Here is a 16,729-nt window from a genome sequence, read left to right on the forward strand (position 1 = left end):
TTAAGCAGTAAACAGATTAGGGGACAGCACAGCATAGACGGGAGAAAGCAATGGACTTCAACACTCTCATGTTCATCGTCGTTGTCGTCATCTCGATTCGAGCGGGGTATTGGTTGTTCAGCGTACTGGTCGAGGCTCTTGTCAAACTGATCAGTGTACTCGTAAAGATCGTCGGTACAATTGGCCTGATCGGTATATTTGTCTGGCTGCTGATCAGTATTTCGTAGTACTATCGATCAGATGAACGCGCCATCACACACTTGCTGCCAATTCCTTCCGACCTACACGGTTCTCCTGGGTACGCAGGCCTTTGGCCTGCGTACACGGTGTATGATTACTACTCATGTTACTCCTCATCGGTTGGCTCATTCGTATACCGTCATACCTTCACTTTCAGATCCCATGCTTGCAGCACTCTCCAGGCCCCTGCTTGCGAACCCCCTCGTCCTCCTGCTTGCGGAGGAGTGACAGGCATTGGCGATTCGAGAGACGTACAATAGTGCTACTCACGCCTTGCGTCACGCGGGCCAGAGGCCAGCGCACCCAGGCATACGCTACGGCGCTGAGTGCGTGATCCATGCTCAAGTTTCTGGCGCACGCTCCCCCCTCTCATTGGATGCGCAGAGTGACAACGACGCAACAGCCCGCCTGACCAAGACAATCGGCAGCAGTAAGCCACACCCCCAATACAATGAGCCAAACACTCCATAAGCCAGGCGGGTAAATTTTGGTAACAAATCAATGGTAAAAGGAAATATATCGGCTACTGCGTGCAGATACAGACAATGATGGTTGCTGACGGGCAAACATCGGTAGCAGCAACACTGGAAACGCCTTGAGCGCAATTTCAATACTGCGAGCCTATCTCATAATCATCGTCTCACGGTACGGCGGATGAAACCTGATAGATGTACGGATACAGCGCCGCTGCGCTCCAATCACTACGACCACGACGACCGGCTGTCGTATTGCGGACGATCGGTGGCCGTGCTGGAACCGCTCCTGCCCTTCTCTGTGAACACCTATCGGTTTGGCGGCAGTCGTCCACACATGCCGGATCGCTGCTGCGCCGACGCCAGCGGTTCTGTCCTCCGTACCGGCAGTTAGTGGGCGGCGTGGAACGCGACAGACTGGTGCACCACATCCACGGCGGATGATTGCTTTCGCGAAGGGGGGCCACTGTTGCCGGTGGCTTGATCGCCTGGCGTGCCGTTGGGGTATTCAGATAGACTCTTATTCCCCCCGCTGCAAGTGCTCTCCCCGGCGTAGCCGTTCTAACTTGGCCTGAACACGACGACGGGCAGCGGCAGTCGACTCGGGGTCGAGTTCAATGGCTGTTACCTGATGGTCTACGAATTGAATGCGCAGCCAGTCGCCTTCACGCGCTGTTGGTGGGAGTGCGGCACGTGCTACGTCAAGTGGTCGCTGCGCTTCACCAACGAGGATCACCGCGTATTCGCCTTCAAAGCGATCAATGACACCCTGCTCGTAGTGAACTTCTGTCATCCAAACAACTCCTTTCTCCTATCAGGGGAGACTTTCGCAAGCGATACCATCTCTATCGCCATCTAACCGGTGTGGATCACGGGCCGGGCCACCGTTGGCGAGAAAGAAGGCCTGCGCTTCAGCCTGAGTCGCAAAATCGCTGCAATCACGATCTCCTTGGGTCGCGTGGTTGGATGGTAGAGGAGGCGATCCCGGATCAGCAGTTGGTGGACGATCATAACGGGTGTGAACCTGGTAGTTGACGCCGTCAGTTGTGATGACAATCGTCCCGTGTTCGTCAGTGCCGTACACGGTAGCGCCAACTCGCTGCAGTGCCTGAATGGTCTTGCGGTGTGGATGGCCGTAGTTATTGTCGCGTCCGGCCGAATAGATGGCAATTGCCGGCTGCACGGCAGCCAGAAACTGGTCGCTTGAAGAGGTATACGATCCATGATGAGCAACTTTCAGGATAGTGGCTTTCAGGTGATCACGCACTGTTGCCAGCATCTCTTGCTCGGCAGCTTGTTCGGCATCACCGGTGAAGAGAAATGAGACATTTCCGTAAGTCAGGCGCAAAACAACTGATGTGTTGTTGAGATCGTATGCATTGGGATCGCTGTGTAAAACTTCAAAGGTTAGCCGACCAAGTGGAATGGTATCGCCACGCTGCACTTCGTGGTATGGAACCTTTGCCCTATCAATTGCATCAAGTAATCGTTCATATGTACCGGTAGTGTGTGAGGCGCCCGATGTCCAGAACCCGCTAACCGGCAGTGCATTCAGTACTTCAACCAGGCCACCAATATGATCGGCGTGTGGATGTGAAGCGACCATCACGTCGATGTGGTTAATGCCTTGCGCACGCAGATAAGCGAGCGCCAGACCGTTATCGTATCCGCCATCGATGAGCGCTGTTTTTCCCTCTGCCGTGCGAATTAGAATGCTATCACCCTGGCCGACATCGATCACGTGGACTTCCAGGAATTGCTTGCCGGTGATAGCGGTATCGTTGTGCGGTATGGTTGGCACGGGAGATGCAGGCTGAGTTGTTGGTGCAGGCTGTGATCGGGTCACAAGGCTGCTATTGCTCGATGCTGGCATTGCAGCGGACTGAGGCCGGTCTTGGCGGGATGTGCCGGATGTCGCTGTGCTGCCTGACAAGAACACGTTGAGCGCGCTGCAAAGTAGAACAAAGCTGATGAGGCCAATAAGCAGGCTACCACAGGTCAATCGAAAGCGAGGTCTGGTAAGTCGTTTACCACACATACTACAAAATCTGGCTGATGGCCGAAGAGTCGCACCGCAGAAAGGGCATGAGGTTTGACGAGACATGGACACTCCCTCTTCTTTGGAGTCGGAGCGTGATACGATGGTTAGAGCATCACATTTATTGTAGTATATCGCTAGTACATATTTGTATCCATACAGCGCATAAACTCTGATCGTTCGTCATCACGGTGGACGTATCGAGATGTCGCTGTTGCTCAGGAGGTTCCCTATGCAGGCAATTGTCTTAACCGAACCCGGTCAGCCACTCGAACTCCGTGATCTCCCTGTGCCGACACCAGGGCCGGATGAGGTGTTGATTCGGGTTGAGGCATGTGCTGTTTGCCGTACCGATCTGCACATTGTTGATGGCGAATTGCCGGCACCGAGGTTGCCGTTGATCCCCGGTCATCAGATTGTCGGTACGGTCGAACAGCTGGGTGAGCGGGTGACACGCTGGACAATCGGGCAACGAGTGGGAGTACCCTGGTTGGGTTGGACGTGTGGTTCGTGCCGGTTTTGTCGTGAAGGGCGCGAAAATCTCTGTGATCAGGCGCAGTTTACCGGCTATACGCGGCCTGGTGGGTTTGCCGAGTATACCGTTGCTGACCAGCGGTTTTGTTTCGCACTCCCGGCGAATGAGCAGGCGACAGCAGTGGCGCCACTTCTTTGCGCTGGTCTGATCGGCTACCGTGCGTTGCGCCTGGCCGGTGAAGGGGAACGATTGGGTATTTATGGGTTCGGGGCAGCAGCCCACCTGATAACACAGGTCGCACGCTGGCAGGGACGGCAGGTGTTCGCGTTTACCAGACCCGGTGATCGGAAGGGGCAGCAGTTTGCACGGGAGGTGGGTGCAGTCTGGGCCGGTAACTCAACCGATTTGCCGCCAACCCCTCTTGATGCAGCCATCATCTTTGCACCGGTTGGCGATCTGGTCCCGCAGGCGCTACGAGCCGTTGCGAAAGGTGGGGTCGTAGTTTGCGGTGGTATTCACATGAGTCCGATTCCGGCTTTTCCCTACGAGTTGCTCTGGGGTGAGCGAGTGGTACGTTCGGTTGCCAACCTTACCCGCGAGGATGGTGAAGCCTTTCTCCAGATCGCCCCGCAGGTACCTGTCCAGACTACCGTCGAGGTGTTTCCACTCGCGGAGTTGAATGCTGCCCTCTACGCATTACGTCAGGGTACGATTCACGGTGCAGCGGTCATTCAAATCGCTGGAAGCAAAGCATAGTATGCTCTGGGTGGTGTAGCGTTATCCCAGTTCAGTAAATATTTCAGCTTCCTTCCGCCAGTCCATGCAAGAGGAAGGGCGATATGGCAGATGGTACGCTGCGGCGCTGCAATAAGCAGCCCTACGCCGAGGAAGGTGGCTGCTCCCTCAAATGATGATGGGCGGGTCTATAACCCGCCCTGTCGTTGGTAGAACGTATCATCAGGTGAGCAGACATAGGTGGGACAAGGGTCTGCTCAATCGATGATTCAGGCATTTGTGCGCCGCACTCGTTGGAACAGGCGCTGCCACCAGCGGTACCACCACGATTGTTTGCGGCGTAACCGCTGCGCCATCCGCACCAATCGTTCACGCTCGGCTTCACGGATCAGGTCACGTTGATGGATCGTCGTTGCCGTTAATTCGAGCCAGGTGTCGTTCATAAGATTCCTCCTCAACCGTTGAGCGACGAAAAGACGCCATTGTCATTCGTCGGGTGCCAGACGATTGATATCTGACACCGAAATGTAGTATAGCGCCTCAATAGGAGATTGTGTAAAAAATAACAATCACACACGGTTAGCACTTGATTACCGATGAGCAAACGTCGCGCTATCCTCCAGCAAAGATGTGACCAAATGCGTTATGCGGATGCGCTCAGCCTATCGTTTTACCGAGAAGGAGTGATGACGCAGATAGATGAACGTGATGGTTATTGAGGCGAAAGCGTTTTCATTCTGATCACTCTTCTATCAGGCCTGGTACGATCGCGCAGGTTGTTGATCCAGACCTGGGACTACCTGGTAGAAGTGAGGAGAGAGGGAAGAAGAATGAGAGGAATGGAGCGATTCGCACCTTGTCCGCAGTGCGTGTAGAGGCATGCTGCATCTCTTCCGACATTGGTCATCCCAACCCCTTGTTGATCCGCTGATCATACCCGGCGCGACATCGGGAGCGGCGGGTTTCCTACCCCGTTTGTGGGAGCATCGTGCGCTTGCCTGGGTGTACGAGCCTCTGGCTCGCATCGTGCGCTTGCCTGGGTGCACGAGCCTCTGGCTTGCATCGTGCGCTTGCCAGGGTGCGCGAGCCTCTAGCTCGCATCGTGCGCTTGCCTGGGTGCACGAGCCTCTGGCTCGCATCGTGCGCTTGCCAGGGTGCGCGAGCCTCTGGCTCGCATCGTGCGCTTGCCAGGGTGCACGAGCCTCTAGCTCGCATCGTGCGCTTGCCAGGGTGTACGAGCCTCTGGCTCGCATCGTGCGCTGGGGTGCCGGAACGAAGGTACGGTCAAGCCCGGCGCAACATCGGGAGCGGCGGGTTTCCTACCTCGCTTGCGAAGAGCATGGAAGTGCTTGCGGAGCGACGGAATGTTGATACGCCAATGGATCCCAGCCGCTCACCACACAATTCCCCAACAGCACCAAAGGCCGTGGTATAACCACGGCCTTTAGCACAGCAGGAGGGGGAGGAAAATATTGGTGGAGCGAAGGGGATTCGAACCCCTGACCTTCTGCGTGCAAAGCAGATGCTCTACCAACTGAGCTATCGCCCCAAAACAAGAGAGAATAGAGAATGGAGAGGCATTCCCTATTCTCTCGTGGTTGGTGGGCGTAGGTGGACTCGAACCACCGACCTCAATCTTATCAGGATTGCGCTCTAACCTGCTGAGCTATACGCCCTCGCAACGCAGGAAAGTATAACATAGCGTGAAGGGGATGTCAAGTTGGCCTGGTTGTATTAGGGGTTTTTAGAATGCTCAGTTGTTGGTCATGTTCACCAACAAACGTCGTTCACCCTGTTGCGACGATCGCCAAATCGATGCCGCTTGCCTTAGTGTGTGGGCCGCCAGGCCGTATCCTGCGGCGGCAGCGGTAGACCTAGGCCCGTCGCAGGAGCACACCGGCTGGGCAAGTCGGGAAACTGCCCCTACCATACGCGCATCATCGGCGAGCGATCATAGTCCTGACTGTAGACTACCGTCGGCGCGGGCAGCAGCATGTGCCGAGGCATGCTGTGGACATTCCGCTTACTCCTTGCTCCTCTGCCCACTCTCCTCACTGCGCCGCTGCCTGGTAGAGTGAAAACGTTGAAAAGCTATGTTATTACGGTTTTAAGTTGACAAACTTATTAAATTAGTATATTCTAATCTTGTCGCTTAGCACGTTCTGAATAGTATGTCACTGCTTATGGAACTGCTCGTCGCTCAGGATATTGGCTATCACATCGATGGACGCTGGCTGCTCCGTGAGGTATCACTGTCACTGTCTGCCGGTGAGGTGGTTGCCCTCGTTGGGCCGAATGGTGCCGGCAAGAGTACACTTTTGAGCCTGCTTGCCGGTGATCTGACCCCATGCAACGGCATAATTCAACTTTGTGGCAAACCACTTCACCAGATGTCTGCGCTCGCACAGGCACAACGGCGTGCCGTACTACGCCAGCAAGTCGCGTTGACGCTTCCCTTCACCGTGTTGGAAGTGGCACTTATGGGTCGGGCACCCTATCTACACCGTCGTGCAGAATGCGAAGAAGACCGCATCATTGCACAAGAGGCTCTGGCTCGAACGGAAACAGCGCTGTTCGCTGATCGTCCGTTACCGACCCTTTCTGGTGGTGAACAGGCGAGGGTACATATGGCGCGCGTTTTGGCTCAGACTACGCCTATCTTGCTGCTTGATGAGCCAACCGCTGCGCTCGACTTACGTCATCAACATCGGGTGTTACGTCTGACCCGCCAGCTCGCCGATCAGGGTGGCGCCGCTCTGATTGTGCTCCACGATGTGAATTTAGCCGCTTTGTACGCTGATCGGGTCGGAGTGATGCATCAGGGATGTCTCCGTGCAATCGGTAAGCCATGGGATGTCCTGCGTGCCGATCTGCTAAGCGACGTGTACGGTGTATCAATCATTGTGCAGCCGCATCCGCAGGTGGCTGCGCCGCTTGTACTTAGTTTGCCGGAAGGTACTGAAAGGAGTGGATATACGTATGTGGTCGAGGTTCGCTAAATGCTTCACGCTAATTCTTTTGCTGGTTGTCCTTGCTGCCTGTGGCACCGGTACTTCCGCGACAGTTCCAACCTCTCTTCCGGCGCCTACCAGTGCACCAACGGTTGCCCCGATACCGACCACAGCTTCAGCACCAACATCGGCACCGGTTGTAGCTTCTGAAACAACTGCTGTTGCCACGCTTGAACCAATACTGCCGGCAACAGTAACCGATTATCAGGGTGAAACGGTTGTTATCGATTCGGTTGACCGGATTGTCAGTTTGACCGGCGATATTACAGAGATTATCTTTGCGTTGGGGATGGGTGATTTCGTGGTTGGGGTTGACTCAAGCGCGACATATCCCGCCGAGAAGACCAAAGCTCTGCCTAACATTGGCTATCAGCGTCGGCTAAGTGCAGAGGGTATTCTCTCGTTGAATCCGACATTGGTGATCGGGGATGAGGCTGCCGGTCCTCCGGAGGCTCTGGCTCAGATTCGTTCAGCCGGAGTTCCGGTAGCGTTGGTAGCTGATCCGCCAACGCTAGAGGCGCCAATGCAAAAGATCCTGTTTGTGGCTCGTGCGCTTGGTATCCCAGAACGAGGGTATGAACTGGCTGGTCAGGTTGAAGCCGAGATCGCTCGTGCGCGTGCCGAAGCTGGTACTTTAGCGCGTTCGCCGCGCGTGTTGTTTCTCTACCTGCGTGGAACGGATGTGCAACAGGTGGCTGGCGCCAATACCGCGATTGATGCAATGATTACTGCTGCCGGAGGAACGAATGCCGCGACCGAGGCCGGTATTGTGAACTATGCTCCGCTCAGTGCTGAGATGGTGATTGCTGCGCAGCCAGATATAATCCTGGTACTTTCCAAGGGTCTTGAATCAGTTGGTGGTATCGATGGTCTGCTCCAGATTCCCGGTCTGGCCGACACACCGGCCGGTCAACAGCGACGAGTCATCGACTTTGACGATCTCTATCTGCTGGGAATGGGGCCGCGTACCGGTCAAGCACTGGCCGAACTGGTTGCCGCTTTCCGTGACGCTGTGGCACAAGCGGAGGGATCATGAGCGCAACTACGGTGTCGGTCACTCGCCCCGTGAGGGTCCTTCGGCGAATCTGGATTTTTCCGGTGCTAGCCGTGATGCTTGGGTTTGCTCTCTTGCTGGGTATGGGCATTGGGGCTGTGCCTATTCCACCCGATGCAGTTGTAGCTATTCTGCTCAGTAAGGTGGGGATTTCCCTAGAACCCGTCGTCTCTCAACAACAAATAGCTGTGCTGTGGAACATTCGCCTTCCCCGCGTCGTGTTAGGAGGACTGGTTGGAGCAGCATTGGCAGTTAGTGGCGCTCTCTTACAAGGTATATTCCGTAATCCGCTGGCCGATCCCGGTCTGATCGGGGTGAGTAGTGGAGCTGCACTTGGCGCTGTCTTTACGATTATCAGTGGCGTGGCAGTGTTCGATATCTATACGCTACCGGTAGCTGCCTTCCTGGCTGGCGCTGCAACAACGCTGCTCGTCTATCGCTTATCGCGGCGCCATGGTCGCACCGACATCGCGATGCTCTTGCTGGTGGGCCTGGCCCTCAACGCGCTCGCTGGCGCGACGACGGGTCTCTTGACCTATCTGGCAGACGATGCTCAGTTGCGTTCAATTGTTTTCTGGACGCTCGGCGGGTTGGGGGGCGCGTTGTGGGAGACGGTATTAGCCGCAACTCCACCAATTCTGTTAGTGCTTGTCCTGGCTCCCCGGTTGGGCTTTTATCTCAACCTCTTCGCGTTGGGTGAAGCCGAAGCCCGCCATCTCGGTGTCAACATTGAGTGGGTGAAACGGTTTGCAGTGTTGATGGCTGCCTTGGCTACTGGTGCAGCAGTAGCGCTTACCGGCCCAATTGGGTTTATCGGCCTGATTGTGCCGCATATGGTTCGGCTGGCAATTGGGCCAGATCATCGTCTACTTATCCCGGCGTGTGCATTTGGAGGAGCTATCTTGCTCGTGTTCGCCGATTTGTTAGCACGAACCCTGGCTGCACCAGCCGAGATTCCAGTTGGATTGCTTACCTCTTTCGCAGGGGGCCCGTTCTTTCTGGCCCTCATCTTGCGGACTCGACGACAATACGGATTGAGTTAGTTTTAAGGAGATAACCCATGATTACGACAGCGAATCGGATTTTCGTTCATCCCGACTATGCAGAGCTGTTCGAGGAGACCTTTCGCAATCGTGCCCGTCTCGTTGACCGGATGCCTGGATTTATCAGCAATCAGCTCCTTCGTCCAGTCAATCCTGGTGATCCTTATATCGTGCTTACCACCTGGGAGAGTCGGGCACATTTCGAGGCATGGGTGCGGTCGGACGAATTTCGTCAGGGACATGCTCGTTCCGGTACATTACCGAAAGAAGCTTTTGTCGCACCTAATAAACTCGAATTGCACGAGATCATTCTCGATACAAGCCGACCTGATTTGGAGGCAGAGCCACGTGGAAAGCCGTTTAGGGTTCATAGTGAGTGATGACCCGATCAGCGCAATGGTTGTCGGCTGACTGATCCGGTATGGCGTGCGTGTAAACACCGCTGCCAGTAACAGATAGCGAGCGATCGGCGTCGATGCTTCGGACTCTCGTTAAGGTCGGCGCCGATCTTCTTGAATTGACATAAGTATCATTACGCAGTGGAGTGTTATCCATGGTCACATCTTCTCTACCGCTCCTTTTTGCACCAGGAATTATGCAGCTCGCGGAAACTGAGGCCAGATGTCTGCTTGTGCTGGCCGATCTGTCTGAACATAACGAAGCAGTTTTCACCACTCAATTATTGCGTTATTTGCGCGGTGAGCCTGAGCAGACCTTGCCGATTCTACAACGTTTACTGACGCGCCAGTTGATAACCGCCGATAGACAGGGGAAACTGGTATTAACTGCGAACGGCTCTGCACTGGCTCGACAACTGGTTGTGCGTCATCGCCTGCTCGAGCGGTTCTTGTTCGATGTGCTTGGCGTACCGTGGATATTTGTTCATCGCGAGGCCATCCGGCTGGTGCCAGTAGTCTCTTCGCTGTTTCTTGAGCGGGTGGCTGAACAAACACGCCATGCGCTGGTGTGTCCGCACGGCAACCCGATCCCTGGACGGAGTGAATTGGTACCGAGCGAGATACCTGTATCGAATGCACCGTTAGGGCAGCGCTGTCGCTTAACCCGCATCGCCGAATGGGTGGGCTACGAGCCTCATCTGTTGCAACGGCTTTGGAGTCATGAGCTATTACCGGCACGTAGCCTTATACGTGTTCTCGATCCCTTCCAACGCTGCGTTATTGTGGTTGATCAACAAGTATTAGTGTTAGGGCCACGAATTGCCGATGCACTATTCGTGGTGATCGAGTAGCTATGGGTTAGCCAAACGGGAAGGATTGTTAGTGATTAGCCCGTTTCCAACATACACTCTATACGCTCAGGTCATAGTTTGTGTTGAGGCGCAGATTGCCTCGTTTGGAGCGGTCGGCTCTTGCTCATCCCGAGACCATACCCATCTCGAACAACGTCTGGACGTGATCTTGTACCGGTGATACCGATGGCTGCTGGAATAGTTCAGCACGATTTTGGGTTCGGAAAACCAGAACGACTCTCAGTAGCAGTGTTATTGTCTCAACAAGGGATGAGAAGGCTTGCCTGATTGTGCTCCCTTGCGCGGCTCATCAAAGGTCACTGTGAGAAGCACTACCAGGCTTCCAAGCATTAGCAGTCAACTGCCTGTCATGTTCAGTGTGCACTTCATTCTGCACTTCCATTCAGCTATCGACGTATCATGCGTGGGAACAAACTGGCATCCGACAGCCTGAAGGCATGCAATTCAGCCGCTGTAAAGCACAGTGCAGCAGTGTTAGGTGCAAGCACGTGTTCGCCAGCCCCTTTTACCCATTGCCAAAGTAATCCGAATCAACTCGTTTAAGTTGGTACGTCGTTACAGTAGTAACACCTACATCGTAGTCTATGTAGTCTATCATCAACTCTGCCAGACGATTTCCGTCAATCAGGACAATTCTGGCATCAATACTCGATGCGTATGCCTCAGCTTCTTTAGAAAACGATGATGTTGTAATGAAGATTCCTTTCTTTGCTCGCTTCCCCATAAGTGCGCCAACGAACTTCTGTATCTCAGGTCTTCCCACGACATTGTCCCATCATTAAGGCCATGTTGCAGACCGCAGCATCAACACGTTGCTCTCCGAGTGCTGAAAGGCGTTCCATCTGCCTGGGCTGCATTGGCTGGGTCGGTGCGTCCCGCTCTAGGGCCTGAATGGTGGTCAGTTCATCACAACTCACCACACGCATCCTCAAATCATGCAGCAAGGTAAGGTAAACCAAAAGGTCGATCCCTGTCCTGGGCCGTCGCTCGCCGCTCCTATTTGCCCGCTATGCAACTCTACCAACGCCTTGCAGATGGTGAGACCGATCCCGGTGCCGCCGGTTGCCCGTGTGCGCGAGGGATCGACGCGGTAGAAGCGCTCGAAGAGATGCGGAAGATGTTCGGCAGCGATGCCGATGCCGGTATCCTGAATGCAGAAACGCACAGCATTACCATTGGTATCGGCGTTAATAATGACCTGTCCACCGGTTGGTGTATATTGCAGAGCATTTCCCAACAAATTGACCAGAACCTGCAATATTCGATGACGATCGGCCCAGACCGGTGGCAGATGTGGAGAAACCTGTACGGAAAGCGCGATACCTTTCGTAGTAAATTGTGGTCTCAGGCGGGCTAATGCAGCCTCGATCAAATGTATCGGTTCTATCGGTTCCAGGTGTAATCCAATATGGTGTGATTCGAGGCGCGATAAATCTTGCAAATCGTTGGTTAATCGGCGCAGGCGATAAACTTCGTCAAGCACTAATGCCCAGGTTGCTTCATCAGGCTCAACCACTCCATCGAGCATCCCTTCAATGTAGCCGGCAATCGTCGCCAGTGGGGTACGCAGCTCGTGGGCAACATCACCGATCAGCGCTATTCGACGTTGTTCCGCACGCTCCAATGCGGCTGCCATCAGGTTAAATTGGCTTGCCAGTCGTTTCAGTTCGTGATCGCCGAGCAGTGGTACCCGTTCACTATAATGGCCGGTGGCAATTCGGTGTGTAGTTTGCAAGAGATGCTCGATTGGTTGCACGATTTGTCGTGATATGACCACACTCACAACGACGGCTACGATCATGGCCGCTCCACTGCTGATAGTCAGGGCTTGAAGCATAGCCAATGTAAAGATTTCATTCGTTGCTCGTTCCATTTCCACCATGTTCGCATCAGCCGCGTCTGTCCAGTGTGGTCCTAACCAGGCGATCATCAGTCGATCATGTAAGCCCGGTGCAAAAATGATCGTGATTGTTAACAGTGCTATCGCCCCAGCAGCGATACTTAAAAGATTCATAAATAATAAACGGCGGCGTAATCCGCCGCGTACTAGCCAGTCCTTCACGGTCGCGCCCCAAATCGATATCCTACACTACGCACGGTAAAGATAAACCTCGGTCGTGCTGGATCGTCGCCAAGCTTTTTTCGCAAATTCGCAATATGGACTTCCAAAACGTGTTCATCGCCAAAGTAGTCGTTTCCCCACACGTGGTCAAGCAATTGAGCACGCGAAAAGACTCGTCCGGGTGCTGTTGCCAATACCGTTAAGAGGCGATACTCTAATGGTGTCAGATTGATCGCTTCGCCATCTAATGTGACGGTATGCGCATCACAATCGATGGACAAAGGGCCAACCGTAATAATTCGTGGCGTACCTTTGTCCATCGTGTGCCGCGGTCGGCGCAACAATGTTCGTACTCGGGCAATCAGTTCGCGTGGCGAAAATGGCTTGACGAGGTAATCATCAGCGCCGATCTCTAATCCGCTGATCCGATCAGCCTCCTCTGCTCTGGCAGTTAGCATCAAGATATAGGCATCAGAAAAGGTACGCAGGTGACGGCATACCGCAAAACCGTCTAGTCCTGGCAGCATAAGATCGAGGATGATCAGGTCAGGGTGTAGTATTCGGGCCTGGGTGAGTGCGGTCACACCATCGGTAGCCTGGAAGACCCGAAAGCCAGCCTGAGTCAAGTACTGCTCCACCAGGTCGCGCAGGCGCTTCTCATCATCGACAATTAAGATCACCGGTACGGTCATATACTATGCTTCTCGCCAGGAGTGTATCTGAAAAATCCTTTTCCGCCAGTTGTTGGCAGCCACGCCCCCTTTACCTCATACCTGGTCGTTCGTGCTACTGCCAGAATAGCATGACTTGCCGATCATACCCGTCACCACACCGGTGGGGCAGGTTCCGAGTCTGCCCTCCAGTGTATGATGCTGCGCTTGCACTGATTTTACCCACTTATCCAGATATGGGCCAGAAGTCTGCGAAATCAGGCAAAGAAACGGGAATACCTTCTCGCCAGTGTATTGCTACTGATTAAACCAGGTGCGTAACCACTCTCGCATCTGGCTAATCTCGGCTTCTTGGGCTGTAATGATAGCACGTGCTAATTCTTTTATTTCAGCATGTTCGGCGTTTTGTAGTGCATCACGTGCCATTGCAATAGCGCCCTCATGATGCGGGATCATGGCCTCGATAAAGCGTTGGTCAAAAGGTGCATTGCCTTCAGCAAACGTCATCGGCCCCATCTCCATTCCCATACCATCAGTTGAGGGCACATCTGGGTACCATATCTGCCGCCAGGCTTTCATCTTGGTTATTTCTGCTTCCTGAGTAGCAATGATTGCTTCTGCCAGTTGCCGAATCTCAGGGCGTTGACTCTCTTGCAAAGCCTGACGGGCCATTGTTACTGCGCCCTCGTGGTGGACGATCATGCTATCGATGAAGAGTGCATCATACGGAACATCAGCAGAAGGCATGTTCATTGTTGAGTGATCCATCCCGCTCATCGGTGTTGGGGCGGGTGTCTGGCTACACGCAGCAAGAATCAGGAGCAGCAGGAAAAACATTCGATGCATCGTGTCACCTCTCCGGTTAAGAAAACGTTTGCCTGTATTAGTATGGAGCACGAAGTTCAAGATTTGCTCAAGGGAGGGTTAGGATTCGCTGAGAGGGTTCTGTTGCGCAGGTAGCAGTATAGCCTCTGCTATGGATCGCGACATGATGGGTGACTGTGTTCGGCGAGCGCGTGTTGAAATGCACTTCTCTCCTCACTCCTCGCTGCCGATTTAGAGGTGCCACTGATGATACAATGTCTTTATCTTCTCACTCTTTGATGGTCTGGGAACATTTCAGAGGTTGTTTGCGATGGCTTTCTCTCTGACCAAACTCTACGGCTTATGGCTGATGAGTCGTCCGCTTATTCTACCGAGTGGTGTGTTGGCGTATGCGGTAGGAGTTGTCATCGCCGCCGCTGATGGGCCAGTGGCCTGGCAACCGCAAGCGGTTGGTTTAGCGCTGACGATGCTGGCGAATCTGGCTGCCCATTACGCCGATGAATACGCTGATGCCGATACCGATGCGCTGGCTCGTCACACCGGTATGTCTGGTGGCAGCGGAGCGATTGCGGCTGGTTTCGCGGATCGAGCATTGGCGCTACAGGCGGCGTTGGTGGTGAGTCTCTTAACCATCCTTTCTGGCGTATGGGCGGTTATAACGGGGACGATCCCCGTGGTCGCTGGGATGATCCTCGTGCTTGGCTTACTCGGTGGCTGGTTGTATTCGGTACCGCCTATAGCACTCGAACGACGCGGCTGGGGTGAGTTGACGAATGCGCTACTCGGGGGGTTGCTCATGCCACTCATGGCTTACGCCTGTGCGCATGGTATGCCGTCATTGCGGGTCTACCTTCAGTTGCTACCGGTGGTTGCTGCTGCACTCGTCTGTATTATCGGTGTGCACTGGGCAGACCGGCAGGCCGATGCTCAGGTAGGAAAATTCACGCTTGCCGTGATCTACGGCGAAAAGGTTCGCTGGTGGTGGTGGGCGAGTCTGCTTCTGGCCTATGGATTGCCGGTGTTTTTCAGTCCATGGTTGGTACCGCCTACCGTGGCGCTATCTGTTGTCATAACGCTGCCGGTTGGGGTGTATACCGCGTTCCGCCTTACCCGTACCGATTCGCCTGTTGCCGGGGCCGCGACAATGGTGGTTTTGATGTTGGCCCATATTGCCGGTTACCTCTGGTGGATGGTCATCCGTTGAGGAATTTACACACTTAATGGTTTACAAAATCTTTTTATTAGCATATACTTATTCTGCGAGTAAGATCATCCTCAACGTCAGATTACGGAGGTACGTCTATGGAGGTGGCCGGTCTCATTACCCTCGTTCAGGGGCTGTTAGTGCTCGTGATTGCCGGTCTAGCCTGGTTTTTGGTCGCATGTTGTGCTCCATGGCGGCGGTCGCGTTGGCAATCTGATTCTTCGCCTACTGAACATCAGGTACGGCGGATCAAGCTCTTGCGGCAACGTCACGAAAGTTAGCTTTCGTGCTAGCGATAGTTTCTCAGCATTTGTTGAGATTTGATCTCACCCGATGAATATCTTTATCGTGTAAGGATCGCCAGGCTTATGCTACGATGAGGTAGAGACATGGAAGCATAAGCGAGGATCATCGTGCGCTGGCGTAATATTATCATTACCATTGGCAGCATTATTGTCATCGTAGGGATCGGGGTCGGTATTGGCTGGCCAATGCTGCGTAGTGCAATGGTAGCGTACTACTACAAAAGCACCTACCAGGCTCGTTCCCTGACCGCAGCCGATATTCAGCCTGCTCCTGCTGCAAGCACCCTCCAGGATATGCCCTGGATTGCCGCCGATTTGCCGGTTTGTCAGTCAACCAGTCTACAGATGATTGCTGCTCAGCACGGGAATCACCAGCCGCGACCGGCAATTGATCTGCTGATGGCCTTTACTTACGGTTTTACCGCTATTCCCGATAGTGATGAGCTCATTCCCTTTGGTCAAGACCCGGAAATCGGCATGCTCGTGGCAGCGCCGTATCTGGGCCTGGAACGTCAATACTACGTGACCGACGATGCCGATCTATGGATAGCGGCGGCACAGTCATTTCTTGCGCGGGGGTATCCGGTACGGGTTGCGCTGGATATGGGGCGATTGTACGATCAGTCTACTTTTATCGGACATAGTGAAGTGCTGGTTGGCTACGATCAGCAAGGTTTCTTCGTTTACGAGACAGTCTGCATCCCCCCGGCTCCCTGTCAGCCTGGTCAATATCCGGCAGGAGCAAGCGGTTTGTATCGAACTCACGCACAACTGCTAGCCGCAATGGAGTCTCAGGCGGCGGTTTTTAGCTATCCGTGGCGGTACAATCTGACCGTTTTTACGCCTGTTGCGCCGACCAATGATTTAAGGCCAATCTGGCAGCAATTAGCGCGAGTGACGCTTGGCGCAGATCAGTACGGTCTAACGTCGGGTGTCGTTGCACTTGAACGACTGATTGAGAAGATCGAACAAAAGCGAGTGCATGCTGCTCAGCTTGGCGAGTTGTTTGCCACCACAGCACGGTTCCGCCACGATAACGCTGCATTTTTGCGCGAGCGATTTGCTGCTGATACAACGTTGGTGCAGGCTGCCGCTTATCTTGAAGAAGCGGCGACATTCTACGACCAGGTGGCTAGCGATCCGCAATCAGGATCGGTCACTGATCTGCTCCGACGAGCTGCCGCTGCCGAGCGTGCTTTTGGCGAAACGATTCAGACGTATGCGCGGTAGTTGGCGCAGCGCAGGTTGGCAGGTGAAGGTTTTGCACGAACGTTGTTGGGAAGTACCTCTTTCCAAGCCGCTCGTTGTCTCCACTATCTTCTT

16 protein-coding genes, 2 tRNA genes and 2 pseudogenes are annotated in these 16,729 nt (G+C 54.1%); 10 read left to right on the top strand and 10 right to left on the bottom strand.

Features of this window, described 5'->3' with window-relative positions:
• Nucleotides 1–50 precede the first annotated feature (50 nt).
• Nucleotides 51–227, top strand: a complete 177-nt coding sequence (locus tag QTO31_RS07590; protein WP_160173302.1) for a hypothetical protein — start codon at nt 51–53, stop codon at nt 225–227.
• Between the two features lie 1,006 nt (nt 228–1,233).
• On the opposite strand, the gene QTO31_RS07595 is transcribed toward QTO31_RS07590, so the two are convergent.
• The 3 genes and pseudogenes from QTO31_RS07595 to QTO31_RS07605 form a co-directional block, all read right to left on the bottom strand.
• Nucleotides 1,234–1,506: a DUF3006 domain-containing protein gene (locus QTO31_RS07595; RefSeq protein WP_031461265.1), complete on the bottom strand. Its 273-nt coding sequence runs from the start codon at nt 1,504–1,506 to the stop codon at nt 1,234–1,236.
• A 21-nt stretch (nt 1,507–1,527) separates the two neighbouring features.
• Nucleotides 1,528–2,559 (bottom strand): MBL fold metallo-hydrolase, encoded by a 1,032-nt coding sequence (locus tag QTO31_RS07600; RefSeq protein WP_236631313.1) that lies wholly within the window; start codon nt 2,557–2,559, stop codon nt 1,528–1,530.
• 180 nt (nt 2,560–2,739) lie between these two features.
• A pseudogene (locus tag QTO31_RS07605) lies at nt 2,740–2,817 on the bottom strand (zinc-ribbon domain-containing protein); the annotation flags it as partial.
• 166 nt (nt 2,818–2,983) lie between these two features.
• On the opposite strand from QTO31_RS07605, the gene QTO31_RS07610 reads away from it, so the two are divergent.
• Nucleotides 2,984–3,982, top strand: coding sequence for a zinc-dependent alcohol dehydrogenase family protein (locus QTO31_RS07610; protein WP_031461263.1), 999 nt, complete (start codon nt 2,984–2,986; stop codon nt 3,980–3,982).
• 248 nt (nt 3,983–4,230) lie between these two features.
• On the opposite strand, the gene QTO31_RS07615 is transcribed toward QTO31_RS07610, so the two are convergent.
• The 3 genes from QTO31_RS07615 to QTO31_RS07625 form a co-directional block, all read right to left on the bottom strand.
• On the bottom strand, nt 4,231–4,404 hold the full coding sequence (locus tag QTO31_RS07615) for a hypothetical protein (RefSeq protein WP_173424571.1): 174 nt from the start codon (nt 4,402–4,404) through the stop codon (nt 4,231–4,233).
• A gap of 1,030 nt (nt 4,405–5,434) precedes the next feature.
• Nucleotides 5,435–5,510, bottom strand: a tRNA-Ala gene (locus QTO31_RS07620).
• Between the two features lie 50 nt (nt 5,511–5,560).
• Nucleotides 5,561–5,637 (bottom strand) — tRNA-Ile (locus QTO31_RS07625).
• A 495-nt stretch (nt 5,638–6,132) separates the two neighbouring features.
• On the opposite strand from QTO31_RS07625, the gene QTO31_RS07630 reads away from it, so the two are divergent.
• The 5 genes from QTO31_RS07630 to QTO31_RS07650 all read left to right on the top strand — a co-directional run bounded on the left by QTO31_RS07630 (nt 6,133) and on the right by QTO31_RS07650 (nt 10,318).
• On the top strand, nt 6,133–6,960 hold the full coding sequence (locus QTO31_RS07630) for a heme ABC transporter ATP-binding protein (RefSeq protein ID WP_301428615.1): 828 nt from the start codon (nt 6,133–6,135) through the stop codon (nt 6,958–6,960).
• Nucleotides 6,941–8,008: an ABC transporter substrate-binding protein gene (locus tag QTO31_RS07635; protein ID WP_031461086.1), complete on the top strand. Its 1,068-nt coding sequence runs from the start codon at nt 6,941–6,943 to the stop codon at nt 8,006–8,008. The genes QTO31_RS07630 and QTO31_RS07635 overlap by 20 nt, the downstream gene beginning before the upstream one ends.
• Nucleotides 8,005–9,069 (top strand): FecCD family ABC transporter permease, encoded by a 1,065-nt coding sequence (locus tag QTO31_RS07640; RefSeq protein ID WP_301428616.1) that lies wholly within the window; start codon nt 8,005–8,007, stop codon nt 9,067–9,069. Before QTO31_RS07635 ends, QTO31_RS07640 begins: the two co-directional genes overlap by 4 nt.
• Nucleotides 9,070–9,086: 17 nt before the next feature.
• On the top strand, nt 9,087–9,449 hold the full coding sequence (locus tag QTO31_RS07645) for an antibiotic biosynthesis monooxygenase family protein (protein WP_301428617.1): 363 nt from the start codon (nt 9,087–9,089) through the stop codon (nt 9,447–9,449).
• 173 nt (nt 9,450–9,622) lie between these two features.
• Nucleotides 9,623–10,318 (top strand): metal-dependent transcriptional regulator, encoded by a 696-nt coding sequence (locus QTO31_RS07650; protein WP_301428619.1) that lies wholly within the window; start codon nt 9,623–9,625, stop codon nt 10,316–10,318.
• Nucleotides 10,319–10,844: 526 nt separating this feature from the next.
• Here QTO31_RS07650 and QTO31_RS07655 read toward each other — a convergent pair.
• From QTO31_RS07655 to QTO31_RS07670, 4 genes and pseudogenes are all read right to left on the bottom strand, one after another.
• Nucleotides 10,845–11,114: pseudogene (locus QTO31_RS07655) on the bottom strand (restriction endonuclease); the annotation flags it as partial.
• A 153-nt stretch (nt 11,115–11,267) separates the two neighbouring features.
• Complete coding sequence (locus tag QTO31_RS07660) at nt 11,268–12,401, bottom strand: sensor histidine kinase (RefSeq protein ID WP_301428622.1); 1,134 nt, start codon at nt 12,399–12,401, stop codon at nt 11,268–11,270.
• Nucleotides 12,398–13,093: a response regulator transcription factor gene (locus QTO31_RS07665; protein ID WP_301428624.1), complete on the bottom strand. Its 696-nt coding sequence runs from the start codon at nt 13,091–13,093 to the stop codon at nt 12,398–12,400. Before QTO31_RS07665 ends, QTO31_RS07660 begins: the two co-directional genes overlap by 4 nt.
• Nucleotides 13,094–13,369: 276 nt before the next feature.
• Nucleotides 13,370–13,918 carry a DUF305 domain-containing protein gene (locus QTO31_RS07670; protein ID WP_301428626.1) on the bottom strand — a complete coding sequence of 183 codons (549 nt, stop codon included), beginning with the start codon at nt 13,916–13,918 and terminating at the stop codon, nt 13,370–13,372.
• A gap of 289 nt (nt 13,919–14,207) precedes the next feature.
• On the opposite strand from QTO31_RS07670, the gene QTO31_RS07675 reads away from it, so the two are divergent.
• The 3 genes from QTO31_RS07675 (at nt 14,208) to QTO31_RS07685 (ending at nt 16,636) form a co-directional block, all read left to right on the top strand.
• On the top strand, nt 14,208–15,101 hold the full coding sequence (locus QTO31_RS07675) for a prenyltransferase (protein WP_301428627.1): 894 nt from the start codon (nt 14,208–14,210) through the stop codon (nt 15,099–15,101).
• A 98-nt stretch (nt 15,102–15,199) separates the two neighbouring features.
• Entirely contained in the window at nt 15,200–15,382 is a 183-nt protein-coding gene (locus QTO31_RS07680; RefSeq protein WP_031460935.1) for a hypothetical protein, read from the top strand.
• A 132-nt stretch (nt 15,383–15,514) separates the two neighbouring features.
• Nucleotides 15,515–16,636, top strand: a complete 1,122-nt coding sequence (locus QTO31_RS07685; RefSeq protein WP_301428628.1) for a hypothetical protein — start codon at nt 15,515–15,517, stop codon at nt 16,634–16,636.
• The last annotated feature ends 93 nt before the right edge of the window (nt 16,637–16,729 follow it).

Source organism: Chloroflexus sp. MS-CIW-1, assembly GCF_030444705.1.
Classification (GTDB): Bacteria; Chloroflexota; Chloroflexia; order Chloroflexales; family Chloroflexaceae; genus Chloroflexus.

Coding starts and splice junctions, on each gene's coding strand:
- QTO31_RS07675 (WP_301428627.1), top strand. CDS start 14,208: ATGGCTTTCTCTCTGACCAAACTCTACGGCTTATGGCTGATGAGTCGT.
- QTO31_RS07665 (WP_301428624.1), bottom strand. CDS start 13,093: ATGACCGTACCGGTGATCTTAATTGTCGATGATGAGAAGCGCCTGCGC.
- QTO31_RS07650 (WP_301428619.1), top strand. CDS start 9,623: ATGGTCACATCTTCTCTACCGCTCCTTTTTGCACCAGGAATTATGCAG.
- QTO31_RS07645 (WP_301428617.1), top strand. CDS start 9,087: ATGATTACGACAGCGAATCGGATTTTCGTTCATCCCGACTATGCAGAG.
- QTO31_RS07670 (WP_301428626.1), bottom strand. CDS start 13,918: ATGCATCGAATGTTTTTCCTGCTGCTCCTGATTCTTGCTGCGTGTAGC.
- QTO31_RS07680 (WP_031460935.1), top strand. CDS start 15,200: ATGGAGGTGGCCGGTCTCATTACCCTCGTTCAGGGGCTGTTAGTGCTC.
- QTO31_RS07595 (WP_031461265.1), bottom strand. CDS start 1,506: ATGACAGAAGTTCACTACGAGCAGGGTGTCATTGATCGCTTTGAAGGC.
- QTO31_RS07640 (WP_301428616.1), top strand. CDS start 8,005: ATGAGCGCAACTACGGTGTCGGTCACTCGCCCCGTGAGGGTCCTTCGG.
- QTO31_RS07590 (WP_160173302.1), top strand. CDS start 51: ATGGACTTCAACACTCTCATGTTCATCGTCGTTGTCGTCATCTCGATT.
- QTO31_RS07610 (WP_031461263.1), top strand. CDS start 2,984: ATGCAGGCAATTGTCTTAACCGAACCCGGTCAGCCACTCGAACTCCGT.
- QTO31_RS07635 (WP_031461086.1), top strand. CDS start 6,941: ATGTGGTCGAGGTTCGCTAAATGCTTCACGCTAATTCTTTTGCTGGTT.
- QTO31_RS07630 (WP_301428615.1), top strand. CDS start 6,133: ATGTCACTGCTTATGGAACTGCTCGTCGCTCAGGATATTGGCTATCAC.
- QTO31_RS07615 (WP_173424571.1), bottom strand. CDS start 4,404: ATGAACGACACCTGGCTCGAATTAACGGCAACGACGATCCATCAACGT.